The organism is Anaerostipes faecis (genome assembly GCF_910574135.1).
In the GTDB taxonomy this organism is placed as follows: domain Bacteria; phylum Bacillota; class Clostridia; order Lachnospirales; family Lachnospiraceae; genus Anaerostipes; species Anaerostipes hominis.
Genome location: NZ_CAJSYK010000019.1, coordinates 18,984 through 36,620 on the forward strand (window position 1 = coordinate 18,984; position 17,637 = coordinate 36,620).

The window sequence follows — 17,637 nt, forward strand, 5'->3', positions numbered from 1 at the left end:
CTCCTATAAGGTTTTTAATCCTTCCATTGTTTCTTTTACCAGATCCATGTTGTGTCTGCGCTCACAGGACTGTGCAGTGACCACCGCATGCACCTGGCCGACGCACACTTCCAGATCGTCATTGACGATAATATAATCATACTGACACATGTCCTCGGACTCTTCCACCGCCCTTGAAAGCCGCTTCGCTATGACTTCCTCAGACTCGGTTCCCCTTCCGATCAGGCGGTTTTTGATCTCCCTGGCACTGGGAGCCGTGATGAAGATCAAAAGAGCATCTTCATACTGTTCCCTGATGGCAAACGCCCCCTGTACTTCAATCTCCAGAATGACATTGTGCCCCGCATTGAGCTCATCTTCCACGAACTTCCGCGGCGTGCCGTAAAAATTTTCAACATATCTAGCGTATTCTATAAATCCGTTGTAGTCAATCAGGTTTCGGAACTCTTCTTCCGTCTTGAAAAAATAGTCTCTTCCGTCCACCTCCCCTTCCCGGGGCTGCCTGGTCGTTGCGGAAACCGACAGACTGTATCCGTATTTCTCCACCAGGCGCTTTGCGACTGTACCTTTTCCAACGCCGGAAAAGCCGGATAAGATGACCAACGCACCTTTTTTCATCGTTTTATCCTCCCTACTCGATATTCTGAACCTGTTCCCTGACCTTTTCCACGTTAGTCTTCAGCTCAATGGCGTGGTTGGAAAGTTCCACGTCACTGGACTTGGACAGGATCGTGTTGGCCTCCCGGTTCATTTCCTGGGCAAGGAAATCCAGTTTTCTTCCAACGCTTTCTTTCTCATAGAGTTCTTCCTGCATCGCCTTGATATGGCTCTTAAAGCGGACGATCTCTTCATCCACAGATATTTTGTCTGCGTATAAGGTTACCTCTGCCGCAATCCTGTTTTCGTCGATTCCGGCGTTATTTAGAAATTCTTTTACCTTATCTTCCAGTTTCGTGCGGTATTCCTGAATAATAGACGGAGAACGCTCGGCAATAAACTCAATGTCTTCTTCCATCCGGGCTAGCTTTCCTTCCATATCCTCCAAAAGTCTTTTCCCTTCCACTGTTCTGGACTCGACGAATTTCCCGCCGGCTTCCCTGACAGCTGCTTCGATCAGGCTCCACCACCGGCTCTCGTCAAAAGTCTCTTCTGTGAGAGAGAGCACCTCAGGAAACTGAGCCAGGCGTTCTGCCGTGACCGACACCGGAATTCCAAACTCTTCTTCCATCTGATGAAAGGCATCCATGTACTCTTTTGCCATCGCTCGGTTATAGTGGAGACCTACGCTGGTCTCGGACAAGTCTTCGTATGATATGGACAGATCGATCTTTCCCCTGTTCGCATACTGTTTAAACAGGTTCCGGACATCCGCCTCAAACATAGTAAACTTTTTCGGTATCTTTAATGAGATATCACAGTATCTGTGATTGACTGATTTCACCTCAACGGTGATCGTCTGATTGTTGTCATTGGATACGACGCTGCGCCCAAATCCTGTCATACTTCTAATCATTGGTCTATCTTCTTTCTGTGTATTCACTTGCCGGACGTAACGGCTGTTTCAATGTTTTATTATACGAAAAACAGCAGGCTAAGTCAACGCCTCCCGGCCAATAGTTTATTCAGGCACTCTAAATAATGCAGGATCATACCTTTTTTCATGGGAACAAAGAATCCTGCATCCAGTTCCTCAAATTTAAAATGCTTCGGACCGCCGTTTAACTGCCTGTTCCAGTATTTCATCGTCTCCTCAAAAGACATGAAATAACAGGCCTGCCTGTGGGTAAAATAAATCAGCAGAAAGCTTATGCCCCCCTGTTTTTCAAACCTCTCCATAAATTCTATTTGGTGTTCATGGATATTATGTACGGGAAATACGTCGTTTCCGCACTCTTTTGCGTCAAAACAGACGGGATATCCCTGGACAGCCCCCACATAGTCCACCGTACTTTTCTGGTCAAAATATGCTAAAGTGATCTGCCGGGTGGTCTTGTCAAACCGGACCGGCTTTATGGAGGTGGGGATCTTCTGGATCAGTGCCAGCCCCTGTTCCTTATATTTTTCATTTGTGTGGTTGATCAATTCCTCCAGAACCGATCCCCTCAGTCCTTTTAAATTCCAGGTTCCCATACGACTCTCCCAAACAATTCATTTGCTGTCCTCAAAAATATTTCCGGAGGCTCTGCGGCAACGGTCCTGCCGGACAGTTTCCTGCACCTTTCCATCTTTTCGGGAAATTTAAGACAGCCGCAGTGCAGCAGCTGGTGCTTTACGCCGAACTTCTGCTTCATCCACAGATTGACATCCCTGTCTCCGTACTTGGTATCCCCTGCCAGAGGGAATCCCATCCCGGCCAAATGGGCCCGGATCTGATGCGTCTTTCCGGTAATCAGTTCCACCCTCAGGAGCGTAAAGCCGTGCCCGGCTGCCATCGGCTCATAGGCCGTCTCGATTCTGCTGCCTTCGCCGAGCTTCTGCTCCGAAAAAGAAACCTTGTTTTCTCTGCAGTCCTTATATATATATCCGGAAATTCTTGCTTTTTCGTTCACCGTGCCCTTTACAACACAATAGTAATATTTTTTCACAAAACGGTCTCTCAGCACTTCCGCCATCGTCTGAAGCCCTTCCAGAGAGATTCCCGCGATCAGCAGCCCCGTCGTATTCCTGTCTAAACGGTTGCAGACAGACGGACGGATTAATTCCAGGTCAGATTCCTTTAAAATGCCGTGTTCCAGACAATAGGGGACGATCAGCTCATTCACTGACACATCCGACGGCTTTGCTTTCTGTGACAGCATCCCGTAAGGCTTATTAATGATGAGCACATTGGAGTCCTGATAAATTACAGAAAGATCCGCCTTTCTCCTCTCCGCCCTCGGTTCTTTCCGGAAGGAGGCAATGGTTGCGTCCGCCATATAAATACACACCACATCGCCGGATTTCAGCTTTTCATTTCCTGATGCTTTTTTTCCGTTCAGTTTAATATTCTTTTTCCGGAGCATTTTATATAGAAAACTTTTCGGAGCCTTGTTCAGATATTTTGCCAGCAGTTTATCCAGCCGCTGTTCTTCTTCCCTGGCTGAGATTCTGATTTCTTTCATACAGGTTCCCTTCTAGCCTATCAGCCTGACGATCAGACCGCTCGGCAGCAGCTTGCAGAGGACTCTCACCGCCTTCATGGAAAGCCCGTAGACAGAGACCGCCCTGCCTCTCTTTACATCCCTCAGAGCCTTTTTTACCACTTTTTCCGGCTTTGACATTGCAAGCTTTTTATATAGTTTCATTTCTTTTTTTTGATAGGCCGTATCAAAGAATTCGGTCTTTACCGGTCCCGGACAGACAGCCGTCACAATAATTCCTCTCTTTTTCAGTTCCTGTCTCAATGCCAGGCTCAGATTCAATACATAGGACTTTGTTGCCGCATAGACTGCAAATCCCGGCTGAGGTACAAACGCCGCAGAGGACGCCACTTGTACGATACGGGCCTTTCTGGGCATATACGGCAGCACGGCTCTGGTGATCCTTGTGAGTGCCAGACAGTTTACTTTCACCATCTGATCCAGCATCTCTTCCTCCTGCCGGTCAAACTTCCCGGCCAGTCCAAGTCCGGAACAGTTTACCAGCCCATAGACTTTCGGCTTTTCTTTTGCCAGGATATTTCTGATCCGTTCGGCACTGTCTTTTTTCGCAAGATCCAGTGGAATCGGCCGGATCACGATGTTGGAAACCAGCACCCCAAGTTCAAATAAACGGTCCGCCCTTCGCGCCACCACCCAGATCTCATCTAAAAATCCATGGCTCTTTGCCGTCTGAATGACGAACTGTCTTCCCAGACCTGAGGAAGCACCTGTAATAATCGCTACTTTCTTCATGTTATCACCTCTCGTATCGCTTAAACTGATTGATAGGTTCCGTTTATGATATCAAAGTAAGTTTCAATGTAATAGTCCGCCAATTCCTTTTTCTTTTCCGTTACCGCCTGGGAGTAGGAATCCCTGACCGCACAGGTCGTCATATTCGCTCTGTTTCCGGCCATGATGCCGTATGGAATATCTTCAAACACTAAAATATGTTCCGGAGAAACAGAGAGCTCCTCCGCGGTCTTCAGATACACATCCGGTGCAGGTTTCCCTTTCGGCACTTCATTGGAAGTACAGATATACTGAAAATATTCCCCGATTCCATGTGCCTCAAGACATGCCTTCGTCAGTTCCCTGGAATTGCTTGTGGCGATTCCAAGCGGAAGATTTTTCTCCTTCAGGATATCCAGAAACTCCTTCGCCCCTTCCTTGAGAGGGATCTCATTCATATACATCTCAAAAGCCATACGGTTCCATGTGTCCTTGATCTCCTGTATAGAAAGCGGCAGCGGAAATTTGTCTTTAAAATACTCCGCCGTCTCGTTAAAACTGAATCCCTCCAGGAGATCATTCAGCCCCTCCGGAACCTGAAGGCCATATTGTCCTAAAAATCGTTCGTCGATCTCCCGCCAGATCCACATGGAATCCACGAGAGTTCCGTCCAGGTCAAAAATAACTGCTTTTTTATCTTTTAGCATTGGTTCTCCTTTAAACATCTGATTTCTTCTTCTGTCAGCTCTCTTACCTGTCCCGGGAGAAGTTTTGGGTCAAGGACAAGGCTTCCCATGGAAAGTCTTTTGAGTTCTAAAACTTTGCTGCCCACCGCCTCAAACATTCGTTTGATCTGATGGAATCTGCCTTCCGTGATCCATACTTCCGCCTCTGATACTTCTCCTGATCTGTGTATGACAAGTCTCGCCGGCTTTAAAGGCTTATCATCTCCGATATCCATGCCTGACTCAAAGACCTCCTGCTGCTCTCTGCCGATTTCCCCTGTTACAGTGACAGAGTAGCGTTTCGTGACATGATGCTTCGGAGACAGCAGACGGTGAGCCAGTTCTCCGTCATCTGTGATGAGAAGCAGGCCTTCTGTGTCCTTATCCAGCCTGCCTGCCGGGAACAGTCCCTTCCTGTGTGTTCCGGTAATCAGATCCATGACCGTCTTATCTCTTCCATCTTTTGTTGCCGTCACCACACCTTTTGGCTTGTTCATCATTAAATACTCATATTCCCGGAAATTCAGTTTTTGTCCGTCGGCTGTGATCTCGTCTTCTTCGGGGTTTACTTTATGCTCTGGTTTCTTTATAATTTCGTCTCCTGCCAGGACTCTGCCCTGGCGGATCATTTTCCTGGCCTCGCTCCTGGTGCAGCCCAGGGCATCGCACAAAAACTTGTCCAAACGCAGTGTCTTCATCACATCCATCTCCATGACGGCGCATATTTATTTTTCATCCGTCCCTTTGACAGTTTCCCCCATCCGAGAGGATAACCGCAGACGGTGATCAGATACATACCGTCTTCTTTTTCGTCTGCAAGTATCGTTTCACATTTCAAATATTTCATGAGTCTGTCATCTGAAAGGCTTAGATCCAGGGTCCTCACATATCCGCTGTCGGATAGTGCCATAGCCAGCACCTGGCTTGGCTCAAATCTTTTCTTCTTCATCTCTCCCAGAAGCAGCCCGTGTCTTAAAACCCGGAGCCTGCCAAGGTCAGGCAGGTCTTTCGGCATAAGGATCAGTCTCCCCTTATGTTCTTTGATCCGGTCTCTGTCGAGGTCCAGCCTGCACTCGGACAAAAAGGCTTCTGCCTCCTCAGTGATCACTGCACGGGCAGGTCTGGATTCCTTCCTGCCCGAAGCCGGAGAGCCGTCCTTTTTCAAAAGAGCCAGAAAGTGGCCTTCCCCTTTGATCCTGTGCGGCCAGAGCCGGATGCATTTATTTACCTCCTGAAGTCCTGACACCGTCCACTCGGCGTGTCCTCTGTCAAACCCTTCACAGTCCGGCATATCCGCCAGGGACAGTCCGGGCTCCTGTTCCAGCAGATACTCTATCAGCTGCTCGTCCTCCTCCGGAGAGAAGGTGCAGGTAGAATATAAAAGGTATCCCCCAGGCTTCAGCATCTTTACTGCATCCAGGATGATTTCCCTCTGGATCTTTACATAAGGTTCAATGCCGTATTCGGCCCAGTTTTTAATCTCGCTGCTGCCTTTGCGGAACATCCCTTCTCCCGAACAGGGCGCGTCCACAAGCACTTTATCAAAATATTCATAAAAGACCGGAACAAGATTTTTAGGTTCCTCGCTTACGATCACGCTGTTGCTGATGCCGAACATCTCCAGATTTTTCAAAAGGGCTTTTGTCCTTGTAATGCTGATGTCATTGGACACCAGAATCCCCTCTCCCCGGAGTCTTGCCCCAAGTTCTGTGGACTTGCCTCCGGGCGCCGCACAGAGATCCAGTACCTTGTCCCCGGGCTCTACCGGAAGAAATGCCGCGGGTGCCATGGCGCTCGGTTCCTGAATATAGTACAGACCCGCATGATAAAAGGGATGCTTCGCAGGCTGCTCTTTTGGTCCGACAAAAAACCCGTTTTCCGTCCACGGCACCGGCTCGGTCTCAAATGGTGCGATCTTTTGAAATTCTTCCACTGATATCTTTGATGTATTGACCCGGATGCCATTCTGCTTCGGCCGTTTTAAACATGCCTCATAATCGCTGTATTCTTCTCCCAGAAGGGATTTCATCTTCTCAACGAATAATTGTGGTAATTCCATAACTTCTCCTATGACAGGCTCTGTGCGCGGTAGCCTTCCGCAATGATGTCCAGCTGCTTATTGAAATGGATCAGCTGCTCCATATCTCCTGTCTCATATATTTTGTAAAACTCATCCTGTATTTTGATGACTTCCTGTTTGTTGGCAACTTTATATAAATTCTGCATCGTTGATAAAATCTCAGAAACGATATTCGCTTTCTTCCTGAAAGAGTTCTGTGCATCCATGATCTCGTCTCTGACAATCGACATCTCTTTGTCAAGGACCACGATGGCATCCGCTGCATTCATGAGCTTTTCCGTGATATGCTCCGGTATATTTTCCTTGTACTTGTACTGAAGGGAATGCTCCACTGTTGCCCAGAAATTCATGGCCAGCGTGCGTATCTGTATCTCCGCCTGGATTCGTTTTTTTCCGTAGATCGTATCGACATCGTAATAAATGATGACGTGAAAACTCCGGTATCCGCTGTCCTTTGCTTTTGTTATATAATCCTTTTTTGTCTTGATCTCCATGTCAGACCGCTGTTCAATAATCTCTACGACACGGTCGATATCTTCAACAAACTGACAAATAACCCTGATGCCCGCAATATCCTCCAGATCTGTCTCTATCTCATTGATATTGATCTTTTTCCTCTGCATCTTGTCAAGAATGCTGGAAATACTCTTTACTCTCCCATCCACCTGTTCGATCGGTGAATAGCGGCCTGCGGTCCTGTACTCATTCATGATGTGTACGAACTTCAGCTTTAATTCTTCCACAGCTAAGTCGTAAGGGCAAAGGATCTCTCTCCACATCTGTAATTCCATTGCCAACACCTCCTTTAATCTATATTCTTATATTATATCATACTTTAACATTTGAAGCACGTTCATCCTCACGCATCTGTGCACAACCCGCGAAGCGTTTTCATTCCATAGGGAAGCTCGTAAAACTTTCCTGAGAAATAAACAAAAAAAGCAGGAAGGCCCTACTTTTTTCTCAGATGAAACCAGAATCATCTCCGGCTGTTTCTTACCATTCTAAATAAATTGTTCCCCAGGTCAGACCTCCTCCAAATCCGCACATGACAATCTTATCTCCTCTCTCAAGCATGCCCTTTTTATTGATCTCATCCAATAAGATCGGGACACTTGCAGAAGATGTATTGCTGCACCGGTCCAGGTTCATCGGAAACTTTTCTATGTCAAGCTTCAGCCGTTTTGCGGCCGAATCAATGATCCGTTTGTTGGCCTGATGCAGGACGTAGTATTTGATCTCATCTTTTGAAACTCCTGCTTTCTCCAATACATTTTCAATCGTCTTGGGAACCGTCTTTACTGCAAACCGGTAAACTTCCTGTCCGTCCATAAAGACTTGTTCCAAAGGCTCATGGTTCTCTACCAATAAGTTATTTAATTTTCTCTCGCCGCAGGTCAATGCTTCACCGAGTTTTCCGTTAGAGCCGTAATCAATAAATACTTCTCTGGAATCATCCGCTTCCACCACTGCGCACCCTGCCCCGTCTCCAAACAGGACACAGGAACTGCGGTCGCTCCAATCCACGATCTTTGATAAGGTTTCCACACCGATGACGAGCATCTTTTTCGCCATTCCTGCTTTTGCATATGCGATCGCAGTGGTCAGGGCATAGACAAACCCGGAACACGCCGCATTTAAATCCATACAGACCGCATTCTTGGCGCCGATGGCTTTTTGAACGTCACAGGCCCCGTTGGGAGTGGCCCGGTCACCGGACAATGTCGCAAAAAAGATACAGTCCAGCTCCTCCGGAGCGACTCCGCTTTCCTTCAGGGCTTCTTTCGCAGCTTTCACTGCCATACCGGATGTTGTATCGTCCACAGAAATATGACGTGCCCGGATTCCAGTTCTGCTGGCGATCCACTCATCGCTGGTATCCATCACTTTTGCTAAATCATCATTTGTAACAATCGTCTCCGGAAGATAACTTCCTGTACCTAATATTCTAATCGACATCTTATCATTTATCCTGCGCTTTCCTAATATTTTGTTTACCAAAGTATATTCTTTTTTTCGCAATTTGTCAATGCCGCCCAGCTATTGTCAGATGATGATGCAGACCAGTCCGCCGTTGCTCTCATTGACGATCTTCTCCATAGTATCCTGAAGTTTCTGCTGGCTTTCTTCCGTCATCTTCTGCGCTTTTGACTGCATGCCTTCTCCGACCAGCTGCTCCAGTGTCTTTCCGAAAATATTGATATCCCATATACTTTCCTGAGGATCACTCTTTCCCTTGTCAAAGTACTCCATCAGATCCTTGGCCTGATACTCTTCACCGACGATCGGTGCGATCTCCGTGGAGATGTTGGCCCGTATCATATGAATGGACGGGGCGCTGGCCTTGATCTTCACCCCGTATTTGTTTCCGTGCTTCACGATCTTAGGTTCTTCCAGCACAATATCTCCCTTAGTCGGGGTCACAACACCGTATCCCCGCTGTTTCACTGCGTTCAGGGCATCGGCCACTTCTTCGTATTCCTTTTTCTGTCTTGCAAGATCTCTCATGATAGAGATAAATTCGTACTCATTCTTGATCGGAAGTCCGATCGTATCACTTAAAAATTCATAATAGTAGGAATCATCCATATCCACTGCGATCCGGATCACTCCGGTATCCATGGCGACAGAATCCAGTTTCCACTGTTTTATGTATTGATTTTCGTAATCTTCCTCCTCATAGATGTCTTTCATGGTATCCTTCTCCATGAGCATCCTTCGGGCAGTCTCCATGATTTCCTGTTTGATCTTGTGGTCTTTTGGAAGCACCTCCACCCATTTCGGTACAAAAAAGCCAATAGAAGAAACCGGAAATTCCATCAGTACACTCTTGAGTATATAATAAATATCATCCTTTTTCAGCTGTTCACAGTTCATCGGGAGCACTTTTGCTCCGTATTTGGCTTCTTTTTCTTTGGCAAGATTCACGGTTTCTTCAGAATATGGACGGCTCGTATTTAAAAGTACCACAAATGGTTTATGTAATGCTTTAAGCTGTTTGATTGTCTCTTCTTCAGGCTCCTGATAATTGGCCGCCTCTATGTCGCCGAAGGAACCGTCCGTGGTCACTACGATCCCGATCGTGGAATGTTCCGTGATAACTTTTTTTGTCCCTATGCTGGCCGCTTTTGTAAATGGGATCTCATAATCAAACCACGGTGTCTTTACCAGCCGTTCTTCTTCTCCCTCAATGTGACCCACGGCTCCGTTTACCATGTAACCCACACAGTCGATGAGACGGACTTTCATGCTGATGCCGTCATCCACGTTGATCTCCACCGCTTCATTCGGCACAAACTTGGGTTCCGTTGTCATGATGGTTTTTCCGCTGGATGACTGAGGCAGCTCGTCGTTGGCACGGTTTCTTTCATTTTCATTTTCCATATTCGGGAGAACCATCAGATTCATAAACCGCTTGATGAACGTGCTTTTTCCGGTCCTCACCGGACCTACCACACCGATGTAAATCTCTCCGTCGGTCCTGGCCATAATATCCTTATATACATTAAAGTAATCCATAATATCCTCCTACAATAGACTGTTAAAGTATATGCAGACTTCTGGCAGGATATGACTGTAATAAAGAAAAAAGGACTGCGCGGGCAATCCTTTTTTCTCTTTTATTACTAGTTGATTATGTATTCTGTTTCAAGAAAAGAACTTTTCCTTTACTTCTTTTACCGGCATGTCCTGTCCGGTGAACAGTTTAAATGCAGCCACTCCCTGCCATAAAAGCATTCCGTCACCCTGGACAGTCTTGCAGCCCGCTGCCTTAGCCTCTTTTAACAGCTTCGTCTCTTTCGGATTATAGACGACATCTGCCACAACCATATCTTTATGGAACAGACTGGTATCCCGGATCACGGAAGTGTCTTCTTTTGGTTTCATCCCGAGAAGAGTTCCGTTGATGAGGATATCGGTTTTTAATACCGCTTCTTTCACAGCAGCTTCGTCATCCAGATCGATCAAAGTTATGTCACAGTCTGAAGTTTCTTCCCGGAGCTTTTTATGCATCTCTTCCGCCCGTCCGAAGAAATCGTCCCTGGGGTTGATGACCGTGACGGATTTTGCTCCATCCAGAGCACACTGTACCAAAATCGCTGTCGCGGCACCTCCGGCGCCAAAAATCACAATATCTTTTTCCTCGATTGAAACCCCATGGTCTTTAAGGTTTGCCACAAATCCTTCGCCGTCTGTTATATGTCCGTAAAGTTTTCCGTCCCTGTTTACCACAGTGTTCACCGCACCGATCAGCCTGGCTGCCGGAGACAATTCATCCATATATTTTGCTGCCTCCGTCTTACACGGCATGGTCACATTGATCCCCTGCATATTCAGTGTGCGCACTGCGCTGATGGCATCCTTTACCTGATCTTCTTTGATATCAAAAGCCAGGTAAGCTGCGTCAATCCCGAGTGCCTGAAATCCATAATTGTGCATAGCCGGTGATCCTGAATGTCCCACCGGTGACCCGATCAGTCCCAGTAATCTTGTTGTTCCTTTAATTCTGCTGTCCATAGTTCCTCCTAATTTCCTCCCGGAAAAATCTTATATGCTTCCGGTTTTTATTTTCATTTTATCTGAAAGCAGACGGCAATGTTGAGTCTGCCTTTTTTTCTTTCCTAAGAAACAAAAAACGCTCCGCAGATTGTGCACAGATGCGTAAGGAAATCATTTGACTGCGTCAAATCGCATCTGGCACGCAAAGTGGTGAAGGCCTGAGAGATAAAATGGGCTTGCCCACTTTGTTCTAAATTTAAACGGATTCTGTGATGATCTCCCGGATCAAATCTCTCTCATCCATGTGATGTTTCACCCCTTTGATCTCCTGATAGTCTTCATGGCCTTTGCCCGCCAGGATGACAATATCTCCCTTCCCCGCATGTTCCATGCAGTAGCGGATGGCTTCTTTCCTGTCAGGGATCGTGACATACTCACCCGGTCCCTTATGGACTCCCACCAGAATATCGTTGATGATATCCATCGGTTCTTCATTTCTCGGATTGTCCGATGTCACCACCGTAAGGTCCGCAAGTTTTGAAGATACTTCGCCCATCTCATACCGTCTGGCTTTGGCCCGGTTGCCTCCGCAGCCGAACAGACAGTAGATCTTTTTCGGGTCATACTTTCGGATCGTTGTGAGCAGGCTTTCCAGACTCATAGCGTTGTGGGCATAATCAATCATCAGAGTGTATTCGCCTGGTGTTTTCATAATTTCCAGCCGGCCTTTTACCTGGATCGTATTCAATGCGTCCAGGACATCTTTCTTTTGAATCCCCATATGGCGGCATAAAGAAATAGCTGCCAGAGAATTATAGACCGTAAAGTCCCCCGGAATGTCTACATGGACGTTGTACTCTTCTTTCCCTTTTAAATCGTAGGAAACACCAAGGTATCCGGGTTCCTGAATGCGCTCTATATGTTCGGCATATACATCGTTGCCCGGATTCATCCCAAAGGTCTCCAAAGAACATGTATGTCCTTTAATAATTCTTTCTACATAGTCATCATCTCCGTTTACAATTCCCTGCCTGCACTGCTGAAACAGCAGAGATTTGCAGCGAATATAGTCATCCATATCCTTGTGTTCGTTTTCTCCGATATGATCTTCGGCCAGATTCGTAAAGATACCGTAGTCAAAGGTAAAACCGCTCACCCTGTGGAGCATCAGTCCCTGTGAAGAAACTTCCATGACGACATTTTTGCATCCCGCATCCGCCATCTTCCGGAAGGATTCCTGGATCACGTAAGATTCCGGCGTCGTATTGACCGAAGGTATCCTCTCTTCCCCGATGACTGTCTCTATGGTTCCGATCAGTCCGGTCTTCTGTCCCGCGTGTTCAAGGACAGACTGGATCATGTAAGTGATCGTTGTCTTGCCTTTCGTCCCGGTAATTCCTATGGTCGTCAGTTCTTCCGCAGGATATCCGAAGTAAGCCGCGGACATCTCTGCCAGAGCCTTTCTCGTGTCGTCAAAACGAATCACCGTCACGCCGTTCGGAACTTCCACATCCCGTTGTACAGCGACAACTTTGGCACCCTTTTCGATTACCTGCCCGACAAACTTATGTCCGTCAAAGGCAGCCCCGGAAATACAGACAAAAACACTGCCCTCCTCCACTTTTCTTGAATCATAGACAAGAGCCGTGATCTCTGTATCTTCCGTGCCCTGTATGAGAGTATATTCTGAGCGTTCCAATAATTTTGATAATTTCATAGATTCCTCCTAAGCCAAAACTTTTTAAAGGTCAATCTCCCCATCAAATACTTTTGTGGCCGGTCCTTTCATGAAGATGGTATGTTTCTCTTCGTCATATTCAATCTGAAGGTCTCCTCCCAAGAGGTGGACCAGGACTTTTTTGCCGGTCTTCTTATTCAGATAGCTTGCGTAGGCGCTTGCACATGCACCGGTTCCGCAGGCCAGAGTCTCCCCTGCTCCGCGCTCCCAAACACGCATCTTGATCGTATGGTCGTCGACCACCTGGATAAATTCTGTGTTGACTCTGTCCGGAAACATCGGGTGATTCTCAAACATAGGCCCGAGCTTTTCAATATCAAGATCATCCACAGAATCTACAAACACGACTCCATGGGGATTTCCCATAGATACACAGGTGATTCTGTACTCTCTGCCGTCTACGAGGACAGGCTTGTCGATGACTTTGTTCTCCTCATCATAAATCACCGGTATTTTATCGGCATCCAGCACAGGGGCCTCCATATCTACATTGACCCATGTGACCTTCCCGTCTTCCACCGTCAGGTCCAGTTCTTTGATCCCGCCTTTGGTCTCGATGGTAATCGTTGTTTTATCCGTCAATCCATAGTCATATACATACTTTGCGATACAGCGGACTCCATTTCCGCACATGGCTCCTTCTGTACCGTCACTGTTGTACATGGCCATCCGGAAATCCGCTTTGTCAGAAGGATGAATACAGATCATGCCGTCTGACCCGATCCCAAAATGGCGGTCACTGACAAACTTCGCCGCCTCATTCGGATTTTCTATCGTTTCTTTAAAACAGTTCACATATACATAATCATTGCCGCAGCCATGCATCTTTGTAAATTTCATGGAATCACTCCTTATTTTCATAGTGTTATTATTAGTTTATTTATTTTACCATAATCAATATGGAAACACAAAGTGTTTTCTGCCGCTTTTAATTGTTCTCTATGGCGGCTTGAACGATACTCTTCATTTTTTTCACTCTCAAAACATGGTATACTATACTATAAAATCTAAACTATTTATGTAAAAGAGGCGGCATCTGTTATGGAAAAAGAAAAAAATGATTTTACAAAAGGAAGCGTCACAAAAAACATCATAAACCTTGCTGTACCTATGACTCTGGCTCAGCTGATCAACGTACTGTACAGTATTGTTGACCGTATCTATATCGGAAGAATGGGAACAGATGCCGCTCTCGCCCTGGGAGGTGTGGGCATTACCTTTCCGATTATCACAATCATCATGGCATTTGCCAATCTGATCGGTATGGGAGGTGCCCCTCTTTGTTCCATAGAACGCGGAAAAGGGAATCAAAAAAAGGCCGAGGAGATCATGGGAAATTCTTTTTTCCTTCTGATTCTCCTGGGCCTTCTGCTCACGGCTGTAATACTTATATTTAAAAAACCTGTTATTTATGCATTCGGAGCGAGCCAAGCCACATTTCCCTATGCAGACAGCTACATCACGATCTATCTTCTGGGGTCTGTTTTTGTAATGATCGGCCTTGGTATGAACAGCTTCATAAATTCTCAGGGTTTTGCAAGATCCGGCATGCTGACGGTTTTGATCGGCGCCGTCTTAAATATTATATTAGATCCTGTTTTCATCTTTGTCCTGCATCTGGGTGTCAGGGGAGCGGCTCTCGCAACTGTCATTTCCCAGTTTATTTCCTCTGTATGGGTGCTCCTGTTTCTCGCCGGCAGAAAAACAATACTAAAACTGAAAAGGGAAAACTTCAGGTTAAAGCTCAGTCTGGTCAGGCAGATCGTAACCCTCGGTCTTTCCGGTTTTACGATGTCGGTCACAAACAGCATCGTACAGATTGCCTGCAATGCAACTCTGCAGATCTACGGAGGAGATCTCTACGTAACAGTCATGACGATTTTAAATTCGATCCGGGAAGTCATTACGATGCCGGTTACCGGCATCACTAACGGCGCACAGCCGGTCTTAGGGTACAATTACGGAGCAGAACAGTACGGCAGAGTCAGGCAGGCCATCCGCTTCATGACATTTTCATGCATTGTGTACACCTTTTTCGTATGGGGAATTCTGCTCCTCGCCCCACACTTTTTTATTCATATTTTCAACAGCTGCCCTGAGATCATAGCAAAGGGTGTCCCTGCCCTGAAACTTTACTTCTTTGGGATCTTCATGATGTCCCTGCAGTTTTCAGGCCAGTCCACTTATATCGCTCTGAACAGGTCCAAACAGGCCATCTTCTTTTCTATTTTCCGGAAGGTCGTCATTGTCCTTCCTCTGACCGTCTGCCTGCCAATGCTGTTCGGTCTCGGTGTCAACGGCGTTTTTATCGCAGAACCCGTCTCCAATTTTATCGGAGGAACCGCCTGCTATGTCACAATGCTGCTCACGGTTTACCGCAAACTGAAAGACTCCGGAGAACAAGCTTAAATGCTCGTTTCCGGAGTCCTCTTTTTTTATTCTCTAACCAGTTTATGAAGTGCTGCCTTCTTTACACAGACACAGAACAGTTCCATCGCCTGTTCCAGTTCTTCCACTGTAGGGTATGTAGGCGCAATCCTTAAATTGCTGTCCTTCGGGTCCTTCCTGTATGGATAAGTCGCTCCTGCACCGGTGAGTACAACACCCGCCTCTTTCGCCAGACGCACAACCTCTTCTGCACATCCCGGATATACATCCACAGACACAAAATATCCGCCTTTCGGCTCCTCCCATACAGCGAGCCCTGTTCCCGCAAGCTCTTTGTTCAGATATTTGAGAACCGTTTCAAACTTCGGCCTCATGCACTCAGCCAAAACCTGCATATGTGCTCTCAGGCCCTCTGCATTTTTAAAGAACTGTACGTGACGCAGCTGATTGACTTTGTCATATCCGATCGTTTGCGCACCCATGACTTTTTTGATTTCATTTATATTCTCGTCACTGGAAGCGATCAGGCTGACACCGGCTCCGGGGAAGGTAATTTTTGATGTGGAGAAGAAATAATACGGACGGTTCTTTGTACCGGCTTCTTCACATGCGTCAATGATATTCTTAACTTTCACATCCTCAAAGACCGGATGCACACCATAGGCATTGTCCCAAAATATTTTGAAGTCTTTCGCGGCAGTCTTCATGGAAGCCAGTCGGTCTACTGTTTCGTCACTGTAACAGATGCCCTGTGGATTGGAATACTTAGGAACGCACCAGATACCTTTGATGGACGCATCACTTCCCACAAGCTCTTCCACCATATCCATATCCGGACCTTCTTTCGTCATAGCAACCGGAATCATTTCGATATCCAGAATCTCGCAGATGGTAAAATGACGGTCATAGCCGGGACTTGGGCAGAGGAACTTCACCTTGTCAAGCTGGCCCCACGGCTTCTCTCCCATAGTTCCGAACACAAACAGACGCATCACTGCGTCAAACATTAAGTTAAGGCTTGCATTTCCTCCGACGATCAGCTGGCCGGCCGGAATATCGAGCAGTTCACTGAAAAGTTCCTTCATTTCCGGAATCCCGTCCAGAACGCCGTAGTTTCTCACATCCATTCCTGCCTTTGTGTGATAGTCCGTCATTTCTTTCAGCATGCCGTTGGCGTGATCAATCTGCGACGGCGCAGGCTTTCCTCTTGACATATCAAGACTTAAATTCCTGGACTTCAGTTCCTCATAATCCTTGTCTGCTGCTTCCTTTGCCTGTTCCAATTCTTCCTTTGACATTTCCGCGAATTCTGTCATAGCTTTATCCTTTCTTATTCTTCTTCCCATTTAAGGTTTGTATGTTCCTTCTTGCGCTCCCTTAAGAGCAGGTCTGCCACTGCCTCTTTCGGATCTTTTTCCTCAAAGAGCACTTTGTTTACTTCTTCGATGATCGGAACACTGACATTGTTCCGCTTTGCGAGTCCGAGAGCCGCTTTGGCGGAATAGACGCCTTCCACCACCATCTTGACTTCATCCATAGCCTCTTTCGGAGTATATCCCTGTCCCATCAGGAGTCCGGCTTTCCTGTTCCGGCTGTGAACACTCGTACAGGTAACAATCAGATCACCGATGCCGGTCAGACCGGTGAATGTCTCGATCTGTCCTCCGAGAGCCGCTCCCAGTCTTGTAAGTTCTGCAATTCCTCTTGTCATCAGTGCCGCTTTTGTATTGTCGCCGTATCCCAGACCGTCTGTGACGCCGGCAGCCAGGGCGATGACGTTCTTTAATGCTCCTCCGAGCTCAATTCCCATGATATCAGGACTCGTGTAGACACGGAACACCTCATTCATAAACAGATCCTGAAGCATGACAGCTACACTTTCCTTTTTCGCGCCGACAACACAGGTGGTCGGAAGTTTTCTTCCCACTTCCTCTGCGTGGCTCGGGCCGGAGAGTACACAGACAACAGCACCCGGGATCTCCTCCTCGATGATCTCTGTCAGCGTCTTATAGGTTTCATCCTCGATCCCTTTCGCCACATTGACGATGACCTGGCCTTCTTTTATATATGGAGCCATACGATTTGCCATTGAACGGACCACCGGAGACGGCACGGCCATGACGATGACATCTCTGCCGGCGAGTGTTTCTTCAAGGTCGGCGCTGACCTTTATATTTTCCGGAAGCTTCACTCCCGGAAGCTTGTCTTTCTGCTCTCTTTCCTTCTGAAGCATCTCGATCTCCCGGGAATCGTGAGACCAAAGTGTCACTTCATGTCCATTGTTCGCCAGCAAAACTGCCAAAGCACTTCCCCAGCTTCCTGCACCGATTACGCTAACCTTTTTCATAGTTTCCT

The 17,637-nt window shown here is 47.0% G+C and carries 17 protein-coding genes; 1 reads left to right on the forward strand and 16 read right to left on the reverse strand.

Annotation, left to right across the window (positions count from 1 at the left end):
- Positions 1–3: 3 nt before the first annotated feature.
- The 14 genes from gmk to dapF all read right to left on the reverse strand — a co-directional run bounded on the left by gmk (position 4) and on the right by dapF (position 13,734).
- Positions 4–618: a guanylate kinase gene (gene gmk / locus QGT46_RS12425; RefSeq protein WP_024727901.1), complete on the reverse strand. Its 615-nt coding sequence runs from the start codon at positions 616–618 to the stop codon at positions 4–6.
- A gap of 13 nt (positions 619–631) precedes the next feature.
- Positions 632–1,513, reverse strand: a complete 882-nt coding sequence (locus tag QGT46_RS12430) for a YicC/YloC family endoribonuclease (protein WP_024727902.1) — start codon at positions 1,511–1,513, stop codon at positions 632–634.
- Positions 1,514–1,596: 83 nt separating this feature from the next.
- Positions 1,597–2,130: a Holliday junction resolvase RecU gene (locus tag QGT46_RS12435; RefSeq protein WP_024727903.1), complete on the reverse strand. Its 534-nt coding sequence runs from the start codon at positions 2,128–2,130 to the stop codon at positions 1,597–1,599.
- A complete protein-coding gene (locus tag QGT46_RS12440; RefSeq protein WP_024727904.1) occupies positions 2,112–3,101 on the reverse strand; it encodes an RluA family pseudouridine synthase in 990 nt (329 codons plus the stop codon). Before QGT46_RS12440 ends, QGT46_RS12435 begins: the two co-directional genes overlap by 19 nt.
- 12 nt (positions 3,102–3,113) lie before the next feature.
- Positions 3,114–3,872, reverse strand: coding sequence for an SDR family NAD(P)-dependent oxidoreductase (locus tag QGT46_RS12445; RefSeq protein ID WP_148459993.1), 759 nt, complete (start codon positions 3,870–3,872; stop codon positions 3,114–3,116).
- A gap of 20 nt (positions 3,873–3,892) precedes the next feature.
- Positions 3,893–4,558, reverse strand: coding sequence for an HAD family hydrolase (locus QGT46_RS12450; RefSeq protein WP_148459992.1), 666 nt, complete (start codon positions 4,556–4,558; stop codon positions 3,893–3,895).
- Positions 4,552–5,274, reverse strand: a complete 723-nt coding sequence (locus tag QGT46_RS12455; protein WP_186992535.1) for a pseudouridine synthase — start codon at positions 5,272–5,274, stop codon at positions 4,552–4,554. Before QGT46_RS12455 ends, QGT46_RS12450 begins: the two co-directional genes overlap by 7 nt.
- Entirely contained in the window at positions 5,274–6,635 is a 1,362-nt protein-coding gene (locus tag QGT46_RS12460) for an RsmF rRNA methyltransferase first C-terminal domain-containing protein (RefSeq protein WP_148459991.1), read from the reverse strand. Before QGT46_RS12460 ends, QGT46_RS12455 begins: the two co-directional genes overlap by 1 nt.
- An 8-nt stretch (positions 6,636–6,643) precedes the next feature.
- Positions 6,644–7,447: a GTP pyrophosphokinase gene (locus QGT46_RS12465; RefSeq protein ID WP_006567368.1), complete on the reverse strand. Its 804-nt coding sequence runs from the start codon at positions 7,445–7,447 to the stop codon at positions 6,644–6,646.
- Between the two features lie 205 nt (positions 7,448–7,652).
- Complete coding sequence (locus tag QGT46_RS12470; RefSeq protein ID WP_148459990.1) at positions 7,653–8,615, reverse strand: beta-ketoacyl-ACP synthase III; 963 nt, start codon at positions 8,613–8,615, stop codon at positions 7,653–7,655.
- Positions 8,616–8,702: 87 nt separating this feature from the next.
- On the reverse strand, positions 8,703–10,175 hold the full coding sequence (gene spoIVA / locus QGT46_RS12475) for a stage IV sporulation protein A (protein WP_095142990.1): 1,473 nt from the start codon (positions 10,173–10,175) through the stop codon (positions 8,703–8,705).
- A gap of 129 nt (positions 10,176–10,304) precedes the next feature.
- Positions 10,305–11,174, reverse strand: coding sequence for a shikimate dehydrogenase (locus tag QGT46_RS12480; protein WP_148459989.1), 870 nt, complete (start codon positions 11,172–11,174; stop codon positions 10,305–10,307).
- Positions 11,175–11,412: 238 nt separating this feature from the next.
- Positions 11,413–12,873 carry a UDP-N-acetylmuramoyl-L-alanyl-D-glutamate--2,6-diaminopimelate ligase gene (locus QGT46_RS12485; protein ID WP_148459988.1) on the reverse strand — a complete coding sequence of 487 codons (1,461 nt, stop codon included), beginning with the start codon at positions 12,871–12,873 and terminating at the stop codon, positions 11,413–11,415.
- Between the two features lie 24 nt (positions 12,874–12,897).
- Positions 12,898–13,734, reverse strand: coding sequence for a diaminopimelate epimerase (gene dapF / locus QGT46_RS12490; RefSeq protein ID WP_095142972.1), 837 nt, complete (start codon positions 13,732–13,734; stop codon positions 12,898–12,900).
- Between the two features lie 201 nt (positions 13,735–13,935).
- On the opposite strand from dapF, the gene QGT46_RS12495 reads away from it, so the two are divergent.
- A complete protein-coding gene (locus QGT46_RS12495) occupies positions 13,936–15,303 on the forward strand; it encodes an MATE family efflux transporter (protein WP_148459987.1) in 1,368 nt (455 codons plus the stop codon).
- 26 nt (positions 15,304–15,329) lie between these two features.
- On the opposite strand, the gene QGT46_RS12500 is transcribed toward QGT46_RS12495, so the two are convergent.
- Positions 15,330–16,598, reverse strand: a complete 1,269-nt coding sequence (locus QGT46_RS12500; RefSeq protein ID WP_095142987.1) for an aminotransferase class I/II-fold pyridoxal phosphate-dependent enzyme — start codon at positions 16,596–16,598, stop codon at positions 15,330–15,332.
- Between the two features lie 14 nt (positions 16,599–16,612).
- On the reverse strand, positions 16,613–17,629 hold the full coding sequence (locus tag QGT46_RS12505) for an NAD(P)H-dependent glycerol-3-phosphate dehydrogenase (RefSeq protein ID WP_095142977.1): 1,017 nt from the start codon (positions 17,627–17,629) through the stop codon (positions 16,613–16,615).
- Positions 17,630–17,637: the final 8 nt, after the last annotated feature.

Bases quoted from the DNA above. Each gene is read 5' to 3' on its own strand.
- gmk (WP_024727901.1), bottom strand. From the start codon at position 618: ATGAAAAAAGGTGCGTTGGTCATCTTATCCGGCTTTTCCGGCGTTGGA.
- QGT46_RS12430 (WP_024727902.1), bottom strand. From the start codon at position 1,513: ATGATTAGAAGTATGACAGGATTTGGGCGCAGCGTCGTATCCAATGAC.
- QGT46_RS12435 (WP_024727903.1), bottom strand. From the start codon at position 2,130: ATGGGAACCTGGAATTTAAAAGGACTGAGGGGATCGGTTCTGGAGGAA.
- QGT46_RS12440 (WP_024727904.1), bottom strand. From the start codon at position 3,101: ATGAAAGAAATCAGAATCTCAGCCAGGGAAGAAGAACAGCGGCTGGAT.
- QGT46_RS12445 (WP_148459993.1), bottom strand. From the start codon at position 3,872: ATGAAGAAAGTAGCGATTATTACAGGTGCTTCCTCAGGTCTGGGAAGA.
- QGT46_RS12450 (WP_148459992.1), bottom strand. From the start codon at position 4,558: ATGCTAAAAGATAAAAAAGCAGTTATTTTTGACCTGGACGGAACTCTC.
- QGT46_RS12455 (WP_186992535.1), bottom strand. From the start codon at position 5,274: ATGAAGACACTGCGTTTGGACAAGTTTTTGTGCGATGCCCTGGGCTGC.
- QGT46_RS12460 (WP_148459991.1), bottom strand. From the start codon at position 6,635: ATGGAATTACCACAATTATTCGTTGAGAAGATGAAATCCCTTCTGGGA.
- QGT46_RS12465 (WP_006567368.1), bottom strand. From the start codon at position 7,447: ATGGAATTACAGATGTGGAGAGAGATCCTTTGCCCTTACGACTTAGCT.
- QGT46_RS12470 (WP_148459990.1), bottom strand. From the start codon at position 8,615: ATGTCGATTAGAATATTAGGTACAGGAAGTTATCTTCCGGAGACGATT.
- spoIVA (WP_095142990.1), bottom strand. From the start codon at position 10,175: ATGGATTACTTTAATGTATATAAGGATATTATGGCCAGGACCGACGGA.
- QGT46_RS12480 (WP_148459989.1), bottom strand. From the start codon at position 11,174: ATGGACAGCAGAATTAAAGGAACAACAAGATTACTGGGACTGATCGGG.
- QGT46_RS12485 (WP_148459988.1), bottom strand. From the start codon at position 12,873: ATGAAATTATCAAAATTATTGGAACGCTCAGAATATACTCTCATACAG.
- dapF (WP_095142972.1), bottom strand. From the start codon at position 13,734: ATGAAATTTACAAAGATGCATGGCTGCGGCAATGATTATGTATATGTG.
- QGT46_RS12495 (WP_148459987.1), top strand. From the start codon at position 13,936: ATGGAAAAAGAAAAAAATGATTTTACAAAAGGAAGCGTCACAAAAAAC.
- QGT46_RS12500 (WP_095142987.1), bottom strand. From the start codon at position 16,598: ATGACAGAATTCGCGGAAATGTCAAAGGAAGAATTGGAACAGGCAAAG.
- QGT46_RS12505 (WP_095142977.1), bottom strand. From the start codon at position 17,629: ATGAAAAAGGTTAGCGTAATCGGTGCAGGAAGCTGGGGAAGTGCTTTG.